General features: G+C 65.5%; 19 protein-coding genes and 2 pseudogenes. 9 read left to right on the top strand and 12 right to left on the bottom strand.

Annotated features, from left to right (window positions below; genetic code table 11):
• Positions 1-36: 36 nt before the first annotated feature.
• Together AAYO93_RS19280 and AAYO93_RS19275 are read right to left on the bottom strand one after the other, a co-directional pair.
• Positions 37-1,053: a zinc-dependent alcohol dehydrogenase gene (locus AAYO93_RS19280; protein ID WP_345762805.1), complete on the bottom strand. Its 1,017-nt coding sequence runs from the start codon at positions 1,051-1,053 to the stop codon at positions 37-39.
• Between the two features lie 104 nt (positions 1,054-1,157).
• Positions 1,158-1,799, bottom strand: coding sequence for an NAD(P)-dependent oxidoreductase (locus AAYO93_RS19275; RefSeq protein ID WP_345762804.1), 642 nt, complete (start codon positions 1,797-1,799; stop codon positions 1,158-1,160).
• Positions 1,800-1,904: 105 nt separating this feature from the next.
• Here AAYO93_RS19275 and AAYO93_RS19270 point away from each other — a divergent pair, with 105 nt between their 5' ends.
• On the top strand, positions 1,905-2,513 hold the full coding sequence (locus tag AAYO93_RS19270; RefSeq protein WP_345762803.1) for a TetR/AcrR family transcriptional regulator: 609 nt from the start codon (positions 1,905-1,907) through the stop codon (positions 2,511-2,513).
• A gap of 37 nt (positions 2,514-2,550) precedes the next feature.
• On the opposite strand, the gene AAYO93_RS19265 is transcribed toward AAYO93_RS19270, so the two are convergent.
• Positions 2,551-3,945: an FAD-dependent oxidoreductase gene (locus tag AAYO93_RS19265; RefSeq protein ID WP_345762802.1), complete on the bottom strand. Its 1,395-nt coding sequence runs from the start codon at positions 3,943-3,945 to the stop codon at positions 2,551-2,553.
• Between the two features lie 71 nt (positions 3,946-4,016).
• On the opposite strand from AAYO93_RS19265, the gene AAYO93_RS19260 reads away from it, so the two are divergent.
• A complete protein-coding gene (locus AAYO93_RS19260) occupies positions 4,017-4,931 on the top strand; it encodes an AraC family transcriptional regulator (protein WP_345762801.1) in 915 nt (304 codons plus the stop codon).
• A gap of 31 nt (positions 4,932-4,962) precedes the next feature.
• Positions 4,963-5,058: pseudogene (locus AAYO93_RS19255) on the top strand (hypothetical protein); the annotation flags it as partial.
• Positions 5,059-5,475: 417 nt separating this feature from the next.
• Here the strand turns inward: AAYO93_RS19255 and AAYO93_RS19250 are convergent.
• From AAYO93_RS19250 to AAYO93_RS19235, 4 genes and pseudogenes are all read right to left on the bottom strand, one after another.
• Positions 5,476-5,889: pseudogene (locus AAYO93_RS19250) on the bottom strand (SURF1 family protein); the annotation flags it as partial.
• A gap of 117 nt (positions 5,890-6,006) precedes the next feature.
• Positions 6,007-6,213 carry a hypothetical protein gene (locus AAYO93_RS19245; RefSeq protein ID WP_345762800.1) on the bottom strand — a complete coding sequence of 69 codons (207 nt, stop codon included), beginning with the start codon at positions 6,211-6,213 and terminating at the stop codon, positions 6,007-6,009.
• A gap of 9 nt (positions 6,214-6,222) precedes the next feature.
• Positions 6,223-6,570, bottom strand: a complete 348-nt coding sequence (locus AAYO93_RS19240; RefSeq protein WP_345762799.1) for a hypothetical protein — start codon at positions 6,568-6,570, stop codon at positions 6,223-6,225.
• Complete coding sequence (locus AAYO93_RS19235) at positions 6,570-6,872, bottom strand: hypothetical protein (RefSeq protein WP_345762798.1); 303 nt, start codon at positions 6,870-6,872, stop codon at positions 6,570-6,572. The genes AAYO93_RS19240 and AAYO93_RS19235 overlap by 1 nt, the downstream gene beginning before the upstream one ends.
• Positions 6,873-7,039: 167 nt before the next feature.
• Here AAYO93_RS19235 and AAYO93_RS19230 point away from each other — a divergent pair, with 167 nt between their 5' ends.
• The 5 genes from AAYO93_RS19230 to AAYO93_RS19210 all read left to right on the top strand — a co-directional run bounded on the left by AAYO93_RS19230 (position 7,040) and on the right by AAYO93_RS19210 (position 11,722).
• Entirely contained in the window at positions 7,040-7,711 is a 672-nt protein-coding gene (locus AAYO93_RS19230) for a GntR family transcriptional regulator (protein WP_345762797.1), read from the top strand.
• Complete coding sequence (locus AAYO93_RS19225; protein WP_345762796.1) at positions 7,708-9,210, top strand: MmgE/PrpD family protein; 1,503 nt, start codon at positions 7,708-7,710, stop codon at positions 9,208-9,210. Before AAYO93_RS19230 ends, AAYO93_RS19225 begins: the two co-directional genes overlap by 4 nt.
• Entirely contained in the window at positions 9,210-10,115 is a 906-nt protein-coding gene (gene prpB, locus AAYO93_RS19220; protein ID WP_345762794.1) for a methylisocitrate lyase, read from the top strand. The genes AAYO93_RS19225 and prpB overlap by 1 nt, the downstream gene beginning before the upstream one ends.
• 7 nt (positions 10,116-10,122) lie before the next feature.
• Entirely contained in the window at positions 10,123-11,241 is a 1,119-nt protein-coding gene (locus AAYO93_RS19215) for a bifunctional 2-methylcitrate synthase/citrate synthase (RefSeq protein WP_345762793.1), read from the top strand.
• 67 nt (positions 11,242-11,308) lie between these two features.
• Positions 11,309-11,722 (top strand): DUF4190 domain-containing protein, encoded by a 414-nt coding sequence (locus AAYO93_RS19210; protein ID WP_345762792.1) that lies wholly within the window; start codon positions 11,309-11,311, stop codon positions 11,720-11,722.
• An 885-nt stretch (positions 11,723-12,607) separates the two neighbouring features.
• On the opposite strand, the gene AAYO93_RS19205 is transcribed toward AAYO93_RS19210, so the two are convergent.
• The 4 genes from AAYO93_RS19205 to AAYO93_RS19190 all read right to left on the bottom strand — a co-directional run bounded on the left by AAYO93_RS19205 (position 12,608) and on the right by AAYO93_RS19190 (position 15,299).
• Positions 12,608-13,225: a hypothetical protein gene (locus tag AAYO93_RS19205; RefSeq protein WP_345762791.1), complete on the bottom strand. Its 618-nt coding sequence runs from the start codon at positions 13,223-13,225 to the stop codon at positions 12,608-12,610.
• Between the two features lie 201 nt (positions 13,226-13,426).
• On the bottom strand, positions 13,427-13,981 hold the full coding sequence (locus tag AAYO93_RS19200; protein WP_345762790.1) for a hypothetical protein: 555 nt from the start codon (positions 13,979-13,981) through the stop codon (positions 13,427-13,429).
• A 502-nt stretch (positions 13,982-14,483) separates the two neighbouring features.
• Entirely contained in the window at positions 14,484-14,786 is a 303-nt protein-coding gene (locus AAYO93_RS19195) for a YciI family protein (RefSeq protein WP_345762789.1), read from the bottom strand.
• Between the two features lie 42 nt (positions 14,787-14,828).
• Positions 14,829-15,299: a hypothetical protein gene (locus AAYO93_RS19190; protein WP_345762788.1), complete on the bottom strand. Its 471-nt coding sequence runs from the start codon at positions 15,297-15,299 to the stop codon at positions 14,829-14,831.
• Between the two features lie 153 nt (positions 15,300-15,452).
• Here AAYO93_RS19190 and AAYO93_RS19185 point away from each other — a divergent pair, with 153 nt between their 5' ends.
• Complete coding sequence (locus tag AAYO93_RS19185; protein WP_345762787.1) at positions 15,453-16,424, top strand: MBL fold metallo-hydrolase; 972 nt, start codon at positions 15,453-15,455, stop codon at positions 16,422-16,424.
• 16 nt (positions 16,425-16,440) lie between these two features.
• Here the strand turns inward: AAYO93_RS19185 and AAYO93_RS19180 are convergent, their stop codons facing one another.
• Positions 16,441-17,049: an HD domain-containing protein gene (locus AAYO93_RS19180; protein WP_345762786.1), complete on the bottom strand. Its 609-nt coding sequence runs from the start codon at positions 17,047-17,049 to the stop codon at positions 16,441-16,443.
• Between the last annotated feature and the right edge of the window lie 48 nt (positions 17,050-17,097).

The following is a 17,097-nucleotide window of genomic DNA, read 5'->3' as shown; positions in this document are numbered from 1 at the left end:
GGGCCTCGCCGAGCACAGGTCCTGACTCGGCACCGGTCAGCGGATGCGCGGATCCACGTGGATCTTCGGCCCGGCACCCGCACCGCCCGGCCGCTTCCCGCCGAGGACATCCGCAACCTCTTCGAGCCCGACAGTAGCGGCGATGATCGGCCGCGGATCGACGCGGCCCTCTGCGTACTCGACGATCGTGCCGGCGAGGCCCGGTGACGCACTGAGCACGCCGACGGCCGTCACGTCCTTGAGCGCGAGCGTGCGGGTGTCGACCAGGCTCGGGCTTCCGGCGAGGCCGATGTAGACGACGCGGCGGCCCGGCTCGACCAGGTCGAGCGCCTTCGCCGGCAGTGCAGGAGCGTTGGATGCGTCGATCACGGCGTCGAACGGAAGTTCCGGCAGCGTCTCCTGGGTCCAGACCGAGTCGAAGCCGACGGTCCGGGCGAACTCGAGCGACCGCTCCGAGCGCCCCAGGAGGTGGACCTCGGCGCCGGCCGCCCGCGCGAACATCCCGGCCAGCAGTCCGATGGTGCCAGGCCCGAGCACGAGCACGCGATCGCCGGAGCGGACATCCGCTCCCTGAACGGCGCGCAATGCGTTGCCGCCGGGCTCGACGAGAGCGCCAAGGGCCGCATCCAGCTCGCTTGGCAGGCGGTGCAACGACCGTGCCGGCACCGCGAGCTGTTCGGCGAGCGCGCCGGCGCGACCTCCGCGGATGCCGACTTCCTCACGGAACTCGCAGACGTGCTGGTACCCGGCCAGGCACCGCCTGCAGACGCCGCAGCCGAGCATCGTGTCGCCGGTCACCCGTTCGCCGATCCACTCCGGGTCCACCCCGTCTCCGACGGACGCGACCGTGCCCATCCATTCGTGCCCGATCCGCATCGGGAAGCGGGCGTGGCCGTCTTCGAGGTATTGCATGTGACCGGTGAAGAACTCGACATCCGTTCCGCACACCCCGACGCGTTCGATATCGACGACGACTTCGCCGGGCGCTGCCACGGGAGTTTCGACGTCCTGAACCCCGGCCTCGCCGGGCGCGGTGATCACGAAGGCGCGCATGGTCTCATTCTGAACGACTCCGCAGGGCCGCACTCGAACCGGGAGACAACTCTTTCGAGAAGTGGTTGCGGCAGCGGCACGGCCGAGAGCGTGGACTCGGCGACTCAGTCGGCGACGGAGACCGCCTGGCGGATCGTCGTCCGGTCGCCCAGCTGGTCGAGGATCGCCGTGGCCAGGCCGTCGCGCGTCATCCGGAAGCTCCCTCGCACGTTCCCGTCGCGCCGCGATCGGTAGCTGCCGCGCGCATCCTTGTCGGTGAGCATCGGTGGCCGCATGATCGTCCAGTCGGCGTCCGAGGAATTCACGATTCGCTCCATTACGCGCATGTCTGCGAACTGCTCGCGCAGGAACGCCCCGAGGATCGGCTTGACGATGACGCGGACCGGCAGCGCATCCCCGTCCGTGAGGTGACCGCTCGCGCTGACGACGACGAGGCGATGCACTCCGGCGGCGTCCATCGCGGTCAGGGTCGCCGTGATGCCCTCTGCGAGTACCTCCGTGCCGCTGGTCTTGTTGTGCCCCAGCGTCGAGACCACCGCGTCGACACCCTGGAAGGCAGCGGTCAGACCGGTGACATCGACTGCGGTCGCGGCGACCGTGCGCATCCGACCGGTCGCGTCCCCTCCGACTCCCGCCAGCTTGCGGGGGTCGCGCGCGATCGCCACGACCTCGTCGCCACGTTCGAGGGCGCGCTCGACAACCCGGCGTCCCGTGCGGCCCGCGGCGCCTACGACAGCGATCTTCATGATTCCTCCGGTTGATCAATGCAGGTTAGTGAACACTCACTAACCACGTTCTACTATAAGGTTAGTGATCACTAACCTGTCAAGCCCGTCCGGCACGGAGACCACATGAGCACTCGCGAGAAGATCCTCGACGCCGCCGTCGCGGTCATGCGCGAGCGCGGCCTCGCAGGCTCCACGACCAAGGAGATCGCCCGCGCCGCCGGCTACTCCGAAGCCACGTTGTACAAGCACTTCGACGACAAGCAGGAGATCTTCCTCCGCGTGCTCAAAGAGCGGATACCGTCGTTCTCCTCCCCCGCGGAGCTGGTCGGAACTGCCACCGTGCACGAGAACCTCGCAGCGATCATCGAGCAGCTCATGCACTTCTACGTGCTGACATTCCCGATCGCGGCATCCATCTTCGGGTCGCCCGAACTGCTGGCGGTGCAGCGCGAGGGGATGCGCGCCCGGAACGCCGGACCGGAGGGACCTGTGCGCGCCGTTCGCGCCTATCTCGACGGCGAGGTGGATGCGAGCCGCCTGCCAGACGCGCTCGACACGGATGCCGTAGCCAGGCTCGCGGCCGGCGCAGCGATGCAGCAGGCCTTCTTCGCCACCTACAACGCGCTGGACGCGGTACCGGATGCGCACGCGATGGCCCGCTCGCTGGCCGCCGCCGCGCTCCCCTCCGCGCCCGCCACCGGAGAGTCGGACCAGGCACCGAAGGCGCTGTGACCGACCCTCCGGCGCATCGACGCTGGAGGAGGGCGCGTCAGTTCACCCCAGCACTCACGACTGTGCCGAGCACCTCGTTGAACGCTTCCGTCGAACTCGGATGCGTGTAGATCGAGGTCCGGAGCTCGGTGGCGGTGATGTTCTGCCGCATGGCCAGGGCGACGGTGTTGATGAGTTCCTGGGCGTCGATGCTGAGCAGAGCGGCGCCGAGGATCAGGTCGGTGTCGGCATCGATGATGAACTTCATCACGCCGCGCGTCTCTTCAACCGTGTAGGCACGGGGCATCGCGATGATGTCGGCGACGTTCTCGCGGGCGACCGTGATGTTCCGGCCCTGAAGCCGAGCATCCGTCTCGGTGAGTCCGACGGTCGCGAGGGGCGGCGTCATGAACAGCGTGTGCGGAACGGCGACCCGGTCGCTGGTGGTGCGCGTCCCGTCGCCGAGAAGCTCATCGAGCACGATGCGCGCGTCGTCCAGTGCCACATAGGTGAACTGCGGGCCACCGTTGACATCGCCGAGAGCGAAGATGTGTGGCTGGCTGGTGTGCAGGCGTTCGTCGACCTGGATGGCGCCCCGCGCCGTCGTCTTCACGCCCGCCACCTCGAGACCGAGGCCCGAGGTCGCCGGTTTCCGCCCGACCGCGGACAGGATGGCGTCGGCCGCGATGGTGTGACGCTCCCCGTCCTTCACATATACGACCGATGCGGCGCCTTCGTTGTCGATGACCTCGACGACGGATGCGCCGGTGATGAGCTGGATGCCGTCGCCGGCGAGGATCCCGGTCGCAACCTCCGCGACATCCGTGTCCTCCCTGCCGAGCAGCCGTCCTGCCGCCTCCAGCACGGTCACCTGGGTGCCGAAGTGCTGGTAGATGGCGGCGAATTCGAGCCCGAGGTAGCCGCCGCCGATGACGACCAGCTGCCGGGGCAGTCGGTCGTTCTGGATGAGGTCGGTGCTGCTGACCAGGTGGCGGCTGTCCGCGAGGCCCGGGATCGGCGGGAGGACGGGTTCGGATCCCGTGTTGATGAGGATGGTGGGAGCCGTCACGGTGATGCGGTCGTCACCGTCTCCGACTGCGACGGTGTTCGCGTCGATGAAGCGCGCGGTCCCCGTGATGACGGTTGCGGTGTCCTTGCCGTTGAGTCCGTCGAAGTTGCCGGCACGGAAGGCACTCGTCAATCTGCGGACACCGGCGACGGAGTTGGCGAAGAACTCCTGCGCGTCGTCTTCGAGTCGCTTCGCGCCCGAATAGTGCACGAGCATCTTCGTCGGGACGCACCCGACGTTCGGGCAGGTTCCGCCGTACATGTTCTCGGACTGCTCGACGAGGATCACGCGCCGCCCGGCATCGCTGAGCGCGTGCGCCGCAGTCTTGCCGCCTTTGCCGAAACCGATGACGAGGACGTCTGCTGACAGGTTCGTTGTTTCCATGCCTCTAGTCAACGATTCGCGACCGCGCGATGTAGGCTGTTTTATCTCATCTTTCTGCCCGAAAGTCTCATATGGATGCTGTCAGTCACCTGATCCGCCTCGCGCGCGTCGACGCGTCGCTCGACAAGCACTGCCTGCTGAGCAGGTCGACCGCGATGGACGTGTCGTATGAGAGCGAACGCACCGCGCCGTTTCATGTGCTCCTCGAAGGCACCTGCCAGCTGCAGGTCGGGGCGCATCTGCTCGAGCTCCGGCCGGGCGACGTCGTCCTCATTCCGGGAGGGGAACCCCACCGGATCATCACGTCCGGGCCTGGTCACCTTCGCGGCATTGCGGAAAGGCAGGGTAACGCATTCACCACGACATTGACCGACGGCGTCGGAACCCCGGTGATCGACCTGTTCTGCGGCCACTACACGTTCGGCCCAGGCGCGGGGGCGATCCTCTTCAAGAGCCTGCCGGAGCCCGTCCACATCTCGTTCGGCGAGACCCCGGAGACGGATGCTGCACTGCGGATGCTCAGCTCACTCATGCGAACCGAGGCGGCCAGCGAGGGCGAGGGAACCGCAGCGATCCTCTCGTCACTCTCGAGCATCCTGCTCACCATGATCCTGCGCACGGCGCGCGGCACGACGACCGACGCGGCGCTCTGGACGGCGTCGGCGAATACGGCCATCGTCCGCGTCATCGAACGCGTGCTCGACAACCCGGGCGGTGACTGGTCGATCGCGCGAATGAGCCGGCTCACTTCGATGTCGCGGGCGACGTTCATCCGCCAGTTCGAGCGCAGCACCGGGACCACTTTCGGCGCTTTCGTCACGAGAGTCCGGCTCATGGTCGCCGCCGATCTGCTTCAGACGACCAGCTTCACGGTCGCGGGCGTGGCGGCAGAGGTCGGGTTCAAGTCGGAGTCGGCGTTCTCACGCGCTTTCCGTCAGCAGACGGGGTCGACGCCGGCCCGGTTCCGGCGCGCGGCCGGCGCCTGAGGCCCGTCCACCCTCCGACGAGCTCGGGCACATGGTCGATGCCGGGCTCACACCGGTCGAGGTGTTGAACGCCGCGACCTCACTGGCTGCGCGGCAGTTCGGGCTGGATGATCGTGGTCGCATCACTCCCGGCCTGCGTGCGGACCTCGTGCTCCTCGATCGCGACCCGACCGCCGACCTCGCCAACACCCGCGCCATCAATGGTGCGGGGGTTCGTCGGGTCCGAGGCCGCTCCACGGTCGATCCACTGGTCTTCGAGTTCCTCTTCGGTGTAGGGCTTGCGGGCGAGCCTCTGGATGCGTTTCAGTTCGCGCCGCCAGAGTCGCGGATCGAAGCGGTTGACCCAGCGGAACTTCTCGCGAACGGCGAATCCGAAGATGACGAGCCCGACGATCAGGTAGAGCCCGATGGCGAAGGTGGTCGCGCTCTGCCCGCTGGAGTCCAGGATCGGCCGACCCGAGATCACGGGCTCCAATACCTTCGCCGGGGCGGGCTCCTGCGACACGAGGAGTCCGTAGGCGCCGGTGTAGGTCGGGACGTCGAGTCTGCTTGCGGCCTGGGCGAGGTCGACCGAATCGAGTTGGTTTCCGAACGGGCGGCCCTTGTACGCCTCACCCGCAATGAGGCGCGCGGTCACACTGACGACGCCCGCCGGCGGTGCGGGAATCGCGCCGCCCGCGACACAGCCGCGGTCGATGAGGAACATGCTGCCGGCCGCAGTGCGCAGCGGCGTAAATACCTCGGAGCCGTCGATGTTCGCACACGTTCGGTTGCGCACGACGAACTGTTGGGCTGTCGAGTACGTTCCGCTGACGGTGACCGGCAGCCATTGCTGGGCGTCGCGGAAGGAGTGAAGGGTCGGCAGCACGGCCTCGAGCGGGACGGCTGACCTTCCGTAGTTGCCCGCCACCGTCGAGTTGTACGCGTTGATCTGCTGCCACTGTCCGACCTGCCACACCGCGGCGGCCACCAGCCCGTAGGAGCGCAACTGTTCCTGAAGCTCTGCGAGTTCGGCGCGATCGGATGCCGCCCTGGAGAGTTCGTTGCCCGCAGCCACACTCGCGACTGTAGGCGGTCAACCTATGGGCACCCTCCGGCTCAGCTCCTCCACGAGTTCCCGTCCGTCTCGGGCGATCGTCGCGTCGAGGATCTTTGCGGCCGCGGGGAGGCCCTCCACGCTTTCGGCCCAATCCGCGGCCTGGGCGTAGCGCTCCTCGTCGGCGTCAGTCAGTTTGTCGCTGATTTGCCGAGCATCCGATTCGCTTGGGGTCGACGCGTCCATCGATGTCACCTAATCGTCGCCCCGGCCAAGTCGATCGGCCGCCGTCACATACACATCCAGCCCCTGCCGACGCCCAACCGCAACAGCCTCCAGCGCGACCGCCTGCACCTCGTCCGGTGTGTACCGGTAGACAAGACGGAACCGAGGCCTCTGCGACCCGTCCGGGTCGAAGTACAACTTGAAACAATCAGTCAGATCGCCAGTCGCGACCCGTGAGTCAAGGCGCACCCCGCGAGCCTTCCCGTCGCGGACGAGCACCAGCATGTCCAACGCCACCTTGCGGGTTCGATCATCTGGAAGGGCATACATGTCCTCCTGAAACCCTGGCAGCGCGCGCAGGGCCAACGTGCCTGCCACTACGCGTAGTCAGCCGGGTCAAGTCCCAAACCCTCGGCGATGTCCGCCAGCGGCGTCGACGGACCGGCCGCCTGGCGAGCCTGCACCAGCTGTGCGATCTCGAGATCCTCGATCACCGGCAACAGCTGGGAGTAGAGCGCGAATGGGATCACCACCGCTTCCGGACGGCGATGTGACCCGAATAGCATCGGTTGTGCAAGCGCCCCATCTGCCCGGAATCGCTTGAGTGCCTTGGGCAGTTCGGTTCGCGCCTCGTTGCTCGGAAGAACCGGCAGCATTGGCAGGTGAGCTGCAGTTGACATGCCCCAACCGTACCAAATTGAGCACTCTAACGTGTACATGTTTTAAGTGGTGATCGTGCGCCCTCGTTTGGACTCGGCCGACTAACGTATACATAGGCCATCGTGATTGTCGCGAATTGACCGAAACGGGCCTTCAGGCGTACGTTGTGTATACACGAAAGGACCGAATGGCGACCAAAGCAAGCGACCGCGCGTACGCCTCGCTCCGCGACGACATCATGGAATGGCGCCTGGCGCCGGGCACCGTGCTGCAGGAAGTGGAGCAGTCCGAACGCCTCGGCGTCTCCCGCACTCCGGTGCGCGAGGCGCTCGCCCGGCTGGGGGCGGATGGCCTGGTCGCCGCACAGCGCGGCCGCGGCCTGGTCGTCACGACGGTCTCCGTCGAGAGCATCCGCCAGCTCTTCGATCTGCGCCGGGTCCTCGAACAGGAGGCTGCCCGCCTCGCTGCACGCAATCGCGACGAAGACGTGTTCCTCGGGCTGCGCGACGAGTTCCGAGCCTCACCCCAGCTTCTCGCCGACGGCGACCCGGCCCACGAGCGCTACTACGACCTGGTGGCCCGCTTCGATCTGGCCGTTGACGAAGCCACCGGCAACCCGTACCTCGTCTCCACGCTACGAAACCTGCGCCCGCATCTGGTGCGCATCCGCCGGGTCTCCCGCGACGATCTCGATCGGTTGCGCACCGCGGCCGAGGAGCACCTGCTCATCGTCGAAGCGATCATCGAAGGCGATGCCGAGCTCGCCGCATCCGCCACCCAGGTCCATTTGTATCGGAGCCTGCACAGCGTGCTGGCCTCCGCCGAACGACTCACGAACGTGAGAGAGGAAGAGAAGTGAAGCTCCACGAGGTACGAGTACACAAGAGCGAAGAGAATCTCGCCCGCGAAGACCAGCTGGCGTGGAAGATCGCCGAGGTGGCGACCGACCCCGTCGCGGTCAGCCCCGAGGTGACCGAGATGGTCATCAACCGCATCATCGACAACGCTGCCGTCGCCGCGGCCTCCATCACCCGTGGCCCCGCGATCGCCGCCCGCTCGCAGGCCGAAGCCCACCCGGCCGCTCCCGGCTCGACCGTCTTCGGCATCGACGACCACGTCAGCCCCGAGTGGGCAGCGTGGGCGAACGGTGTTGCGGTGCGCGAACTCGACTACCACGACACCTTCCTCGCGGCCGAGTATTCGCACCCGGGCGACAACATCCCGCCGATCCTCGCGGTCGCCCAGCACGCGGGAAAAGACGGCGCCGCGCTCATCCGCGGCATCGCGACCGGCTACGAGATCCAGGTCGACCTCGTGAAAGCGATCAGCCTGCACAAGCACAAGATCGACCATGTCGCCCACCTCGGCCCGTCCGCCGCCGCGGGCATCGGAACGCTGCTCGGCCTCGACACCGAGACGATCTTCCAGGCCGTGGGCCAGGCGCTGCACACCACCACCGCCACCCGGCAGTCGCGCAAGGGCGAGATCTCGACGTGGAAGGCGCACGCGCCCGCGTTCGCAGGGAAGATGGCGGTCGAAGCGATCGACCGGGCGATGCGCGGGCAGACCAGCCCCACCCCGATCTATGAGGGTGAGGATGGCGTCATCGCGTGGATGCTGGATGGTCCATCGGCCAGCTACGTAGTAGCTTTGCCCGAAAAGGGCGAAGCGAAGCGCGGCATCCTCGACACCTACACGAAGGAGCACTCGGCCGAATATCAGGCACAGGCCTGGATCGACCTGGCCCGCAGGCTGCACAACGAGCATCCTGAGCTCACTGACCCGGCGAACGTGACCGCGATCGTCATCCACACCTCGCACCACACCCACTACGTGATCGGCTCGGGCGCGAACGATCCACAGAAGTACGACCCGACCGCGAGCCGCGAGACACTCGACCACTCGATCCCGTACATCTTCACCGTCGCCCTGCAGGACGGCGAGTGGGACCACGAGAAGTCCTACTCCCCCGAGCGCGCCGGCCGGCCCGACACCGTCGAACTCTGGCACAAGGTCACCACGCAGGAGGATGCCGAGTGGACGCGGCGCTACCACTCCAACGACCCGGCCGAGAAGGCGTTCGGCGGTCGCGTCGAGATCGAGCTCGCCGACGGTTCGCGGATCGTCGACGAGATCGCGGTCGCCGACGCGCATCCACTCGGCGCCCGTCCGTTCGCCCGTGTTGACTACATCCGCAAGTTCCGGATGCTCGCCGCCCCGGTTCTCGAACCGGCCGAGATCGAGCGTTTCCTCGACACCGTCCAGCGCCTGACCGAGCTGAAAGCCGGGGAGCTCGACGGCCTCAACTTCATCGCGAAAGCCGGGGTGCTGACTCCCGGCCCGAAGGGACTGTTCTGATGCTGTACTCCTCTATCACCCCCGCCGACAAGCGCGCGAAGCTGCGCGCCGACCTCGCCAGCGGTGAGCTGCTGCGCTTCCCCGGCGCGTTCAACCCGCTCAGCGCCCGCCTCATCCAAAACAAGGGCTTCGAAGGCGTCTACATCTCGGGCGCCGTCATCGCCGCCGACCTGGGGCTTCCCGACATCGGCCTCACGACGCTCTCCGAGGTCGCCGGCCGAGGCCAGCAGATCAGCCGGATGACCGACCTGCCCACTCTGATCGACGCCGACACCGGCTTCGGCGAGCCGATGAACGTCGCGCGGACCGTGCAGACCCTCGAAGACGCAGGGGTCTCCGGCCTCCACATCGAAGACCAGGTCAACCCGAAGCGGTGCGGCCACCTCGATGGCAAAGCAGTCGTCGACCTTGCGACGTCGACCAAGCGCATCCGAGCCGCAGTGGATGCACGGCGCGACCCGAATCTGCTCATCATGGCGCGCACAGATGTGCGGGCGATCGAAGGCCTGCAGGCGGCGATCGACCGCGCGAAGGCACTCGTCGACGCCGGGGCCGACGCGATCTTCCCCGAAGCCATGGCCGACCTCGGCGAGTTCGAGGCGATTCGCGCGGCGGTCGACGTGCCCGTGCTCGCCAACATGACCGAGTTCGGCAAGAGCGAGCTGTTCAGCACGGAGCAGCTCGCGAACGTCGGCATCAACATCGTGATCTACCCGGTCTCGCTGCTGCGCATCGCGATGGGCGCGGCCGAGCGCGGGCTCGAGACGCTCCAGCGCGAAGGGTCGCTGCGGTCCGAGGTGCCCGGAATGCAGACGCGCGCGCGGCTGTATGAGCTGCTCGACTACGAGTCGTACAACACCTTCGACACGTCCGTCTTCAACTTCGAAGTACCCACCGGAAGGTAATCGAACAATGACCGATCCCGACATCAGAAAAGGACTCGCGGGTGTCGTCGTCGACACGACGAGCGTCTCGAAGGTCAACCCGGAGACGAACTCGCTGCTCTACCGCGGTTATCCCGTGCAGGACCTCGCCGCGAACTGCACGTTCGAGGAGGTCGCGTACCTGCTGTGGAACGGCGAGCTTCCGGATGCGGAACAGCTGGTGGTGTTCCAGAACCGCGAGCGCGCCCATCGCCGCCTGGACGAGCGCGTCAAGCGCGTCGTCGACGAGCTGCCGCTGACCGCGCATCCGATGGATGTGGTCCGCACGGCAGTGAGCGTCATCGGCGCGAGCGATCCGGCGGCATCCGACGCCAGCCGGGAGGCCAACCTCGACAAGTCGATTCGGCTCTTCGGCCAGCTGCCGGCGATTGTCTCGTACGACCAGCGCCGCCGCCGTGGGCAGGCCGTCGTGGAGCCGCGCGACGACCTCGGCTACTCGGCCAACTTCCTCTACATGACCTTCGGCGAGGTCCCGAGCCAGGTCGTCGTCGACGCGTTCGACGTCTCGATGATCCTGTATGCGGAGCACTCGTTCAACGCCAGCACGTTCACCGCCCGGGTGATCACCTCGACGCTGTCCGACCTGTACTCGGCCGTCGTCGGTGCGATCGGGGCGCTCAAGGGCCCGTTGCACGGGGGCGCCAATGAAGCGGTCATGCACATCTTCGACGAGATCGGGTCGGCGGAGAACGCGGCGGGCTGGCTCGCCACGGCGCTCACGGAGAAGCGCAAGATCATGGGCTTCGGCCACCGCGTCTACAAGAACGGCGACTCGCGCGTCCCCACCATGAAGACGGCGCTCGACACGCTCATCGTCGAATACGACCGCCCAGACATGGCCGAACTCTATGACGCGCTCGAAGAGGCGATGACCTCGACCAAGGGCATCCTTCCGAACCTCGACTATCCGAGTGGCCCCGCCTACAACCTCATCGGCTTCGACACCGAGATCTTCACGCCGCTCTTCGTCGCGAGCCGTATCACCGGGTGGACCGCCCACATCATGGAGCAGCTGCAGGCCAACGCGCTCATCCGCCCCCTCAGCGCGTATGTCGGGGCGGAGCAGCGGGCGGTGCCGGTGCGCTGAAGACGCGCGGGAGCTTCAGTCACCGCTTTGTGGATCGACTCCATCTTCGCCCCTATGCTCATGAGCGATGAGCAGCCAACCTGACGCCCAAAGCCCCGCACCCGCACTTCCCTACGCGCCGCCCGCACCCGGCATGATGCCGCCGCTCCCATACGGTCAGGTGCCCTCGCGCCCGGGTCGAGTCCTGGGAATTGTCGGCTTTGTCCTGTCGTTCGTCTTCCCGCTCGACATAGCGGGGCTCGTCGTCTGTATCGTCGCGTTGGTGCAGTCGAAGCGCGCTGGCCACAAGAGCGGCTTCGCCCTTGCGGGACTCATCATCTCCCTCGCGGGTATCTTGTTCTGCGCCGCCATACTTGCCGTCATGATCCCGACGATGGTGGACCTTTTCCAGACGTGCGGACGCCTTGGCAACGGCGTGCATCACGTTGGAAACGCAATCTATACGTGCACTCCGACCTCAGCGAACAAAGTCTGGGGCTGACGCGGATCGCGGGTGGCGGATGGCAGCGGCAAGGCAAGTTCCGTCCAATAGCGTTCCGTGGTATGAATCCAACGCGCCCGGACTTAGCGTCGTTCTCGAAAGTCACGTTTCAGATCGGCTGGGTCCAGCGACCATCGAATGTTCAATCGCGTCGTAGCTTGGTCGATTAATCCGCCATCTGTTGATCGGACCGAGCCCACCGCCCCATCATCGATGACATGCATTCCGTCTGCGTCAAAGAGTTGATGTACCGGCGAAACAAACACGTATTCGGCCACCGAGTCGGTCTGCGGATCAACTAGAGGCTCAATCATCACCCACGTGCCCGCTTGGGGCCCGTTACATACCAATCCCGCAAATCCTGCCGGCGGCCATCGAAGCCAGATACTCCGGCCTCGAATGCGGTTCCTAACACCAGAACATCCATACTTGGATGTTTCATTGGACGCCCTGGACCCCGAAAAAGTTCGCCTTAAGTGAGCCGTCCGAATAGGTTCCTGTTCTGAATGTATCAATAGCGGGGATCCAACACACGCGTCATTCGGCTTCTACTCCCGCAGACTTTTCAACGCGCCCTCAAGTTCGCTCCGGAAAGTCGTTGCCGTGTCTGGATCCATCCCCCGCTGGGAAACGAGAAGGTTGCTTGCCCACGTCGCGGTGTCCCCTGCGCCGCGACCTGCCGATTCCAGTGCAACAATTCCAGAGGATCATCCCGTCGTACTCAGCTTTGTTTTCCAGATCTGGGACTCCCAAGCCGACAGGATCCAACTCCCAGATCACCCGCGTTATCTCCGCGGTAACCACGTGCTTCTCGCCTCGCTTATTCATCGAACCTCCCGGCCTGCGCATCCTCGGAACGATTCGGCTCCCAGCTGCGGACCGAAGTCACCGATCCCCTCTCGTCTTGGAGATCGACGGACCCCATTGGCTAGCCGCATGGCGCCCAACCGCTTGGTCGATACTTGCGATAACCTGGGTGAGCGCTCGTCCCCGCTCTCTTCGAAAACCCAGAATTCCTGCTGTCTGAACGCCCCAAGCCAGTAGAACTTCATCGCCGTCGACCTTCACTTTCGCGATGATTGTTGGCAAGTCTCTGCCAAACTCACGCGCCGTCCCAATTTCGAATCCCTCAAGCGCTGTCGTAGGCAAGTGAAACACTGACGACGGTTTCAGGGTCCCTTTCCAGAAGGTCACCCCCTTCTTGTCGACCGTCACAAGAGGATTTGCCAACCCCTTCGGCATCGGCCGTTCGCCACGCGCTCTGACGATTGCGGAGACTCCATCGTTGAACTCAGGCGCTACTCGGCCCACAAAGCAATAGGACTCTTCGGTGAGACGCTGGAGCTTGGACAACCCCGCGAACTTGAGGGCTGCATAGACCCAGGTCGTGCCTTGCACGATCGCGACCGAAACCACCATGACAATGAGAAAGATCCCGAGGTAGTGACCACTGTCGCCCGGCGACTGAATAAGGACCACAAGGAGACGAACTGCCGCGACCACCGTTATGAGGAGCCCCACCGGTCCAAGCCAGGAGGTCCTCCGTGCGTCGTGCGACGCTCGCGATTTCCGCGCGTTCATGAAGGTCTATTCGCTTCCACGGTTCTTTCGATCCAACAGGTACTGCTCTCGCCCGAGCGAACTGATGTTGAATGTCGCCATGTGTGCGGAGCTTCGCCGGCGACTCCCATTAAGAGTTCCGAGTCACTTCGACTCCGATGGAAATTCAAACCTTCGACTGACATCCACGGCGCCCGTCGATCCGAGGGAACGCACTCTCACGGATGACATTGGTGGCCAGAGTTTGCGCATGATCGAGACCCTGTGCCCGGATGGTGTCGCATAGAGCGCATAGATTCTCGTCGGCGGATGAGGGGCATCAGGATCAGCGTCGTACGCGCTCGTGTCCTCGGCAGGGTCCCAATTCAATTCCGAATCGTATCCCCACCAATTGCCGTGATCTGACACCGCGTCAAGTGCATCCTGATACGAGAGGAGGTCGTCTTCGATCGTGTCGCCGTCTACGATTTCGTAAACCTCGATCAGACGGAGTTCAACTAAGTGGCGCGCTGCGGCAGAAAGCTCCGGCACGTATTTCTGCTTTCGATTCCAGTACGGCGCATCTTCGTTAGCGACCCACCCGTTCAATACAGCCCAAAGCGGCTCGCACTCGAACGATTCGTCCAAAACAAGTTGTTCCGCCTCGGTCAGGTCCTCCCAAGGCGGCATCGCGTCTTCATTCACCGCCAGCACCTCCATGGGAGGCCACCTACCTCGTGGAGTGCCCGACGCCCATCCATAACGTACCGCCCTATTTCCAATCGTAGGAATAGCTCCACCGAAGCGCCTTGACAGCATCTTCGCTGATTTCTGGGTGGTGGCTGACGAATGTCGACGTAGCTCGTTCAGTGGCTTCGATAACGGTCTCGTCTGGGAGCGGTTCGACTTCGTAGAACTCATCACTAAGTGCGTCAATCACCTTGTTGAGGTCTGGTCCTAACGCGGGACCGAAGACCTCTAAAACGCGATTACCGCTTGGGATTGGAAACGGCGACAGTCCTTTTCCGACGAACACAATGATTGCGGAACTGATTACTTTCGGGTCCATATCAACGGCTCCAGACTCGGGTCGAGGTCCGTCCGACGGACTGATCGCGGTTCGTGTCGCAATTGAGCGATACGACCTTGCGCCATCGCATATCCCCATAACTAACCGTGACTATCATCCCTGTGCCGACACGATCGCCCGTGATCGCGCAGGCTAACCCGCCCGCTCGAACTCCTGCAGCACCTCGACCGTCCCGCCGAACGCGAGATTGGGGCTCTTCATCGCAACCGCGACGGCGGCATCCATCGATTCGAACTCGACCATCGACGCGCCGCGAACATCGCCGCTGTACTCGGCGACGCCTGCTGCCGCCACAACACTCCCGCCGGCCGTGCGGATCCCGTAGTCCTCGTGGAGCGCCGTGTTCCACGCACCCCACGCCGCTCGGTTCTCCGCGACCCGGTCGGCCGGAACGGGGTCGGGACCTGCTCGATAGATGAAGATGAACGATGGCATGCGGCCATCCTTCCACCGAGCGAGCCGCCCCGTTCAGATACCTCAGACCAGGTGCAGATGGCGCGTGTTGTGCAACTCGCTACGGGCGCCGATGTAGGAGTGCACGCTCTCGCTGAGGTGGTACTGCGTGTGCGCGAACCGGGCAGCGTGCGAATCCAGCACCTTCTGGGCCGCAGCGCGCCGATTCCGCAGCCTGACGAGCGAGACGAGCGTACTGACGAACACGGCGAGCGCGAGCGCTGAGGCCACCCAGAGGACGATTGTCATCCACCTTCCCGGAACCCCGGACCCCACCGCAGCCCAGTAGCCGCCGACGACCAGGAGCAACGCGATGCAGGCGAACTGGGCGGTCTTGCCGGCAAGGCTGATCGGCGGCGTCGCCAGCAGGCGACGAGCGTCTTCGATCTCGCGCTCGTGCTGCCGGCGCCGGTCCTTCGCCCAGCGGAGGTCGCGTTCGAGGCGACGGACGAGCAGGTGCGCGCTGTCATGAGCGCGATTGTGTACCTGGTTCACAGACTTGCCCTTCGGGTTGACGTTGCTGTTCCAGACCTCAGTATGTCGGTAGACGGGCCGGTTGGCTAGACCGTTCTGTCTGTCCACACGAAATGTGCCGAGAATTGGGGGTACGGCCACCTAAGCTCGAGAGCAACTCCAGAAGGGATCACGGTGCCGCAACACATCGAAGGCGAGGGTCTCCGCGTCGTCGGGCCGGGCATCCGCTCACTGCGCATGGCGATGCCGGGCGGCCACCTCCCCTACAGCCTCTGCTACCTGGTCGAGGATGCTCGGCGCGGCGTGCATCTCATCGACCCGGGCTGGCCGTCGGACGACAACTGGGCGTCGCTCGCGCAGGCGCTCGACGCCTCGGGGCACAGCATCGCGGATGTGGCCTCCGTCGTGGTGACCCACCTGCACCCCGACCATCTCGGGCTGGCAGACCGCGTACGCACCGCATCCGGCGCCGTGGTCGTGATGCACGAGAAGGAACAGGCGGCGCTCGAAGCCATGGCCGGCCGCGCGCCCGCCGAATCGCCGTCGCACCGGTTCGACGAGTGGGGGGTGCCGACGGATCGCCTGGCAGAACTCGATGTGAGCGAGCGGCGTCCGGCGATGGATGCGTCGGGTGCCGACGTTCTGGTCACCGACGATGCGCTGCTCGACATCCCGGGTCGCGCGATCGAGGTCGTGCTGACCCCGGGGCACACGCCGGGTCACATGTGCCTGGTGGATACGGAAGACGGCCTGGTCTTCACGGGCGACCATGTGCTGCCGACCATCCATGCCGGGGTGGGGCTCGGCGGCGAGACGGCGACGAACCCGATCGCGGACTACCTCAAGTCCCTCCAGCGGATCGCCGCATTCGACGAGTACGAGGTGTGCCCTGGCCATGAGTACGTGTTCCGCGGGTTGGCGGCCCGCTGCGCGACGACGGCCGAGCATCACCTGCGCCGGTCGCGCGAGGTCGCCGACCGTCTCCGGATCGACGGCGACCCGACCGTCTGGCAGGTCGCATCCGAGCTCACCTGGACAGCCGGCTGGCCGAACCTGAACGGTTTCTACCTTCTGTCAGCCCTCGCGCAGACGGCGATGCACCTCGAATTCGTGCGCTCGGACGCATCCGCCCGCTACCTCGGCTGAGGCCATCGCGGCTGGCTCAGCTGTCGGTCAGCCGCTCCAGCGGATTGTCGCGGAGCTTGCGCGCGACCCCGCCGTCGACCAGGCGCCGAGCGGAAGTGTCCGGTTTCCGCGCGGCCTGATCGGTCACGCACGCAGTGAACTCGGCGGCCAGCTCCCTGCGCGGGTACCGGTTGAGAACCTCACGCCGGAAGTCGAGAGGAAGCTCGTCCGGTCGCGCGCCGGCGATGTCGAGCGCGGTGGCGATCTCGAGCAGGTGCCCCTCGGTGTCGAACGCCGGATCGACCTCCGGCCAGTTGTGCCTGACGATCACTTCGTGCACGCGCACGCGACGCTCGGCGGGCCAGCCGGCCCCGGCGGTGAGTGCGATCGCGACGTGCCCACCCGCATCCTCATAGGCGAGCGTGTGGTTGTCGAACTCCGGGACGATGCCGAGGTCGTGGAGGAGCGCGCCGACGTAGAGCAGCTCGGGGTCGGGCTCGAGCTGGCGGACCTGCGCGAAGCCGACCGCCCACAGCCACGAGCGCTGCACATGGTTCAGGAGGGAAGGCGTGTGGTACGTGGTCGCGATCTGGAGCGCGGCGCGCGCTGCCGCCGTGTCCGGGACGGTGATTTCGCTCAATCTCATGAACTCATCATCGCGCGGCGGCTCCCGAGACTGAAAGATGGAGGCAGC

Origin of the sequence: Diaminobutyricibacter sp. McL0608 (assembly GCF_039613825.1) — a bacterium.
GTDB lineage: Bacteria > Actinomycetota > Actinomycetes > Actinomycetales > Microbacteriaceae > Diaminobutyricibacter.
This window is presented reverse-complemented; position numbering and strand designations above follow the sequence as displayed.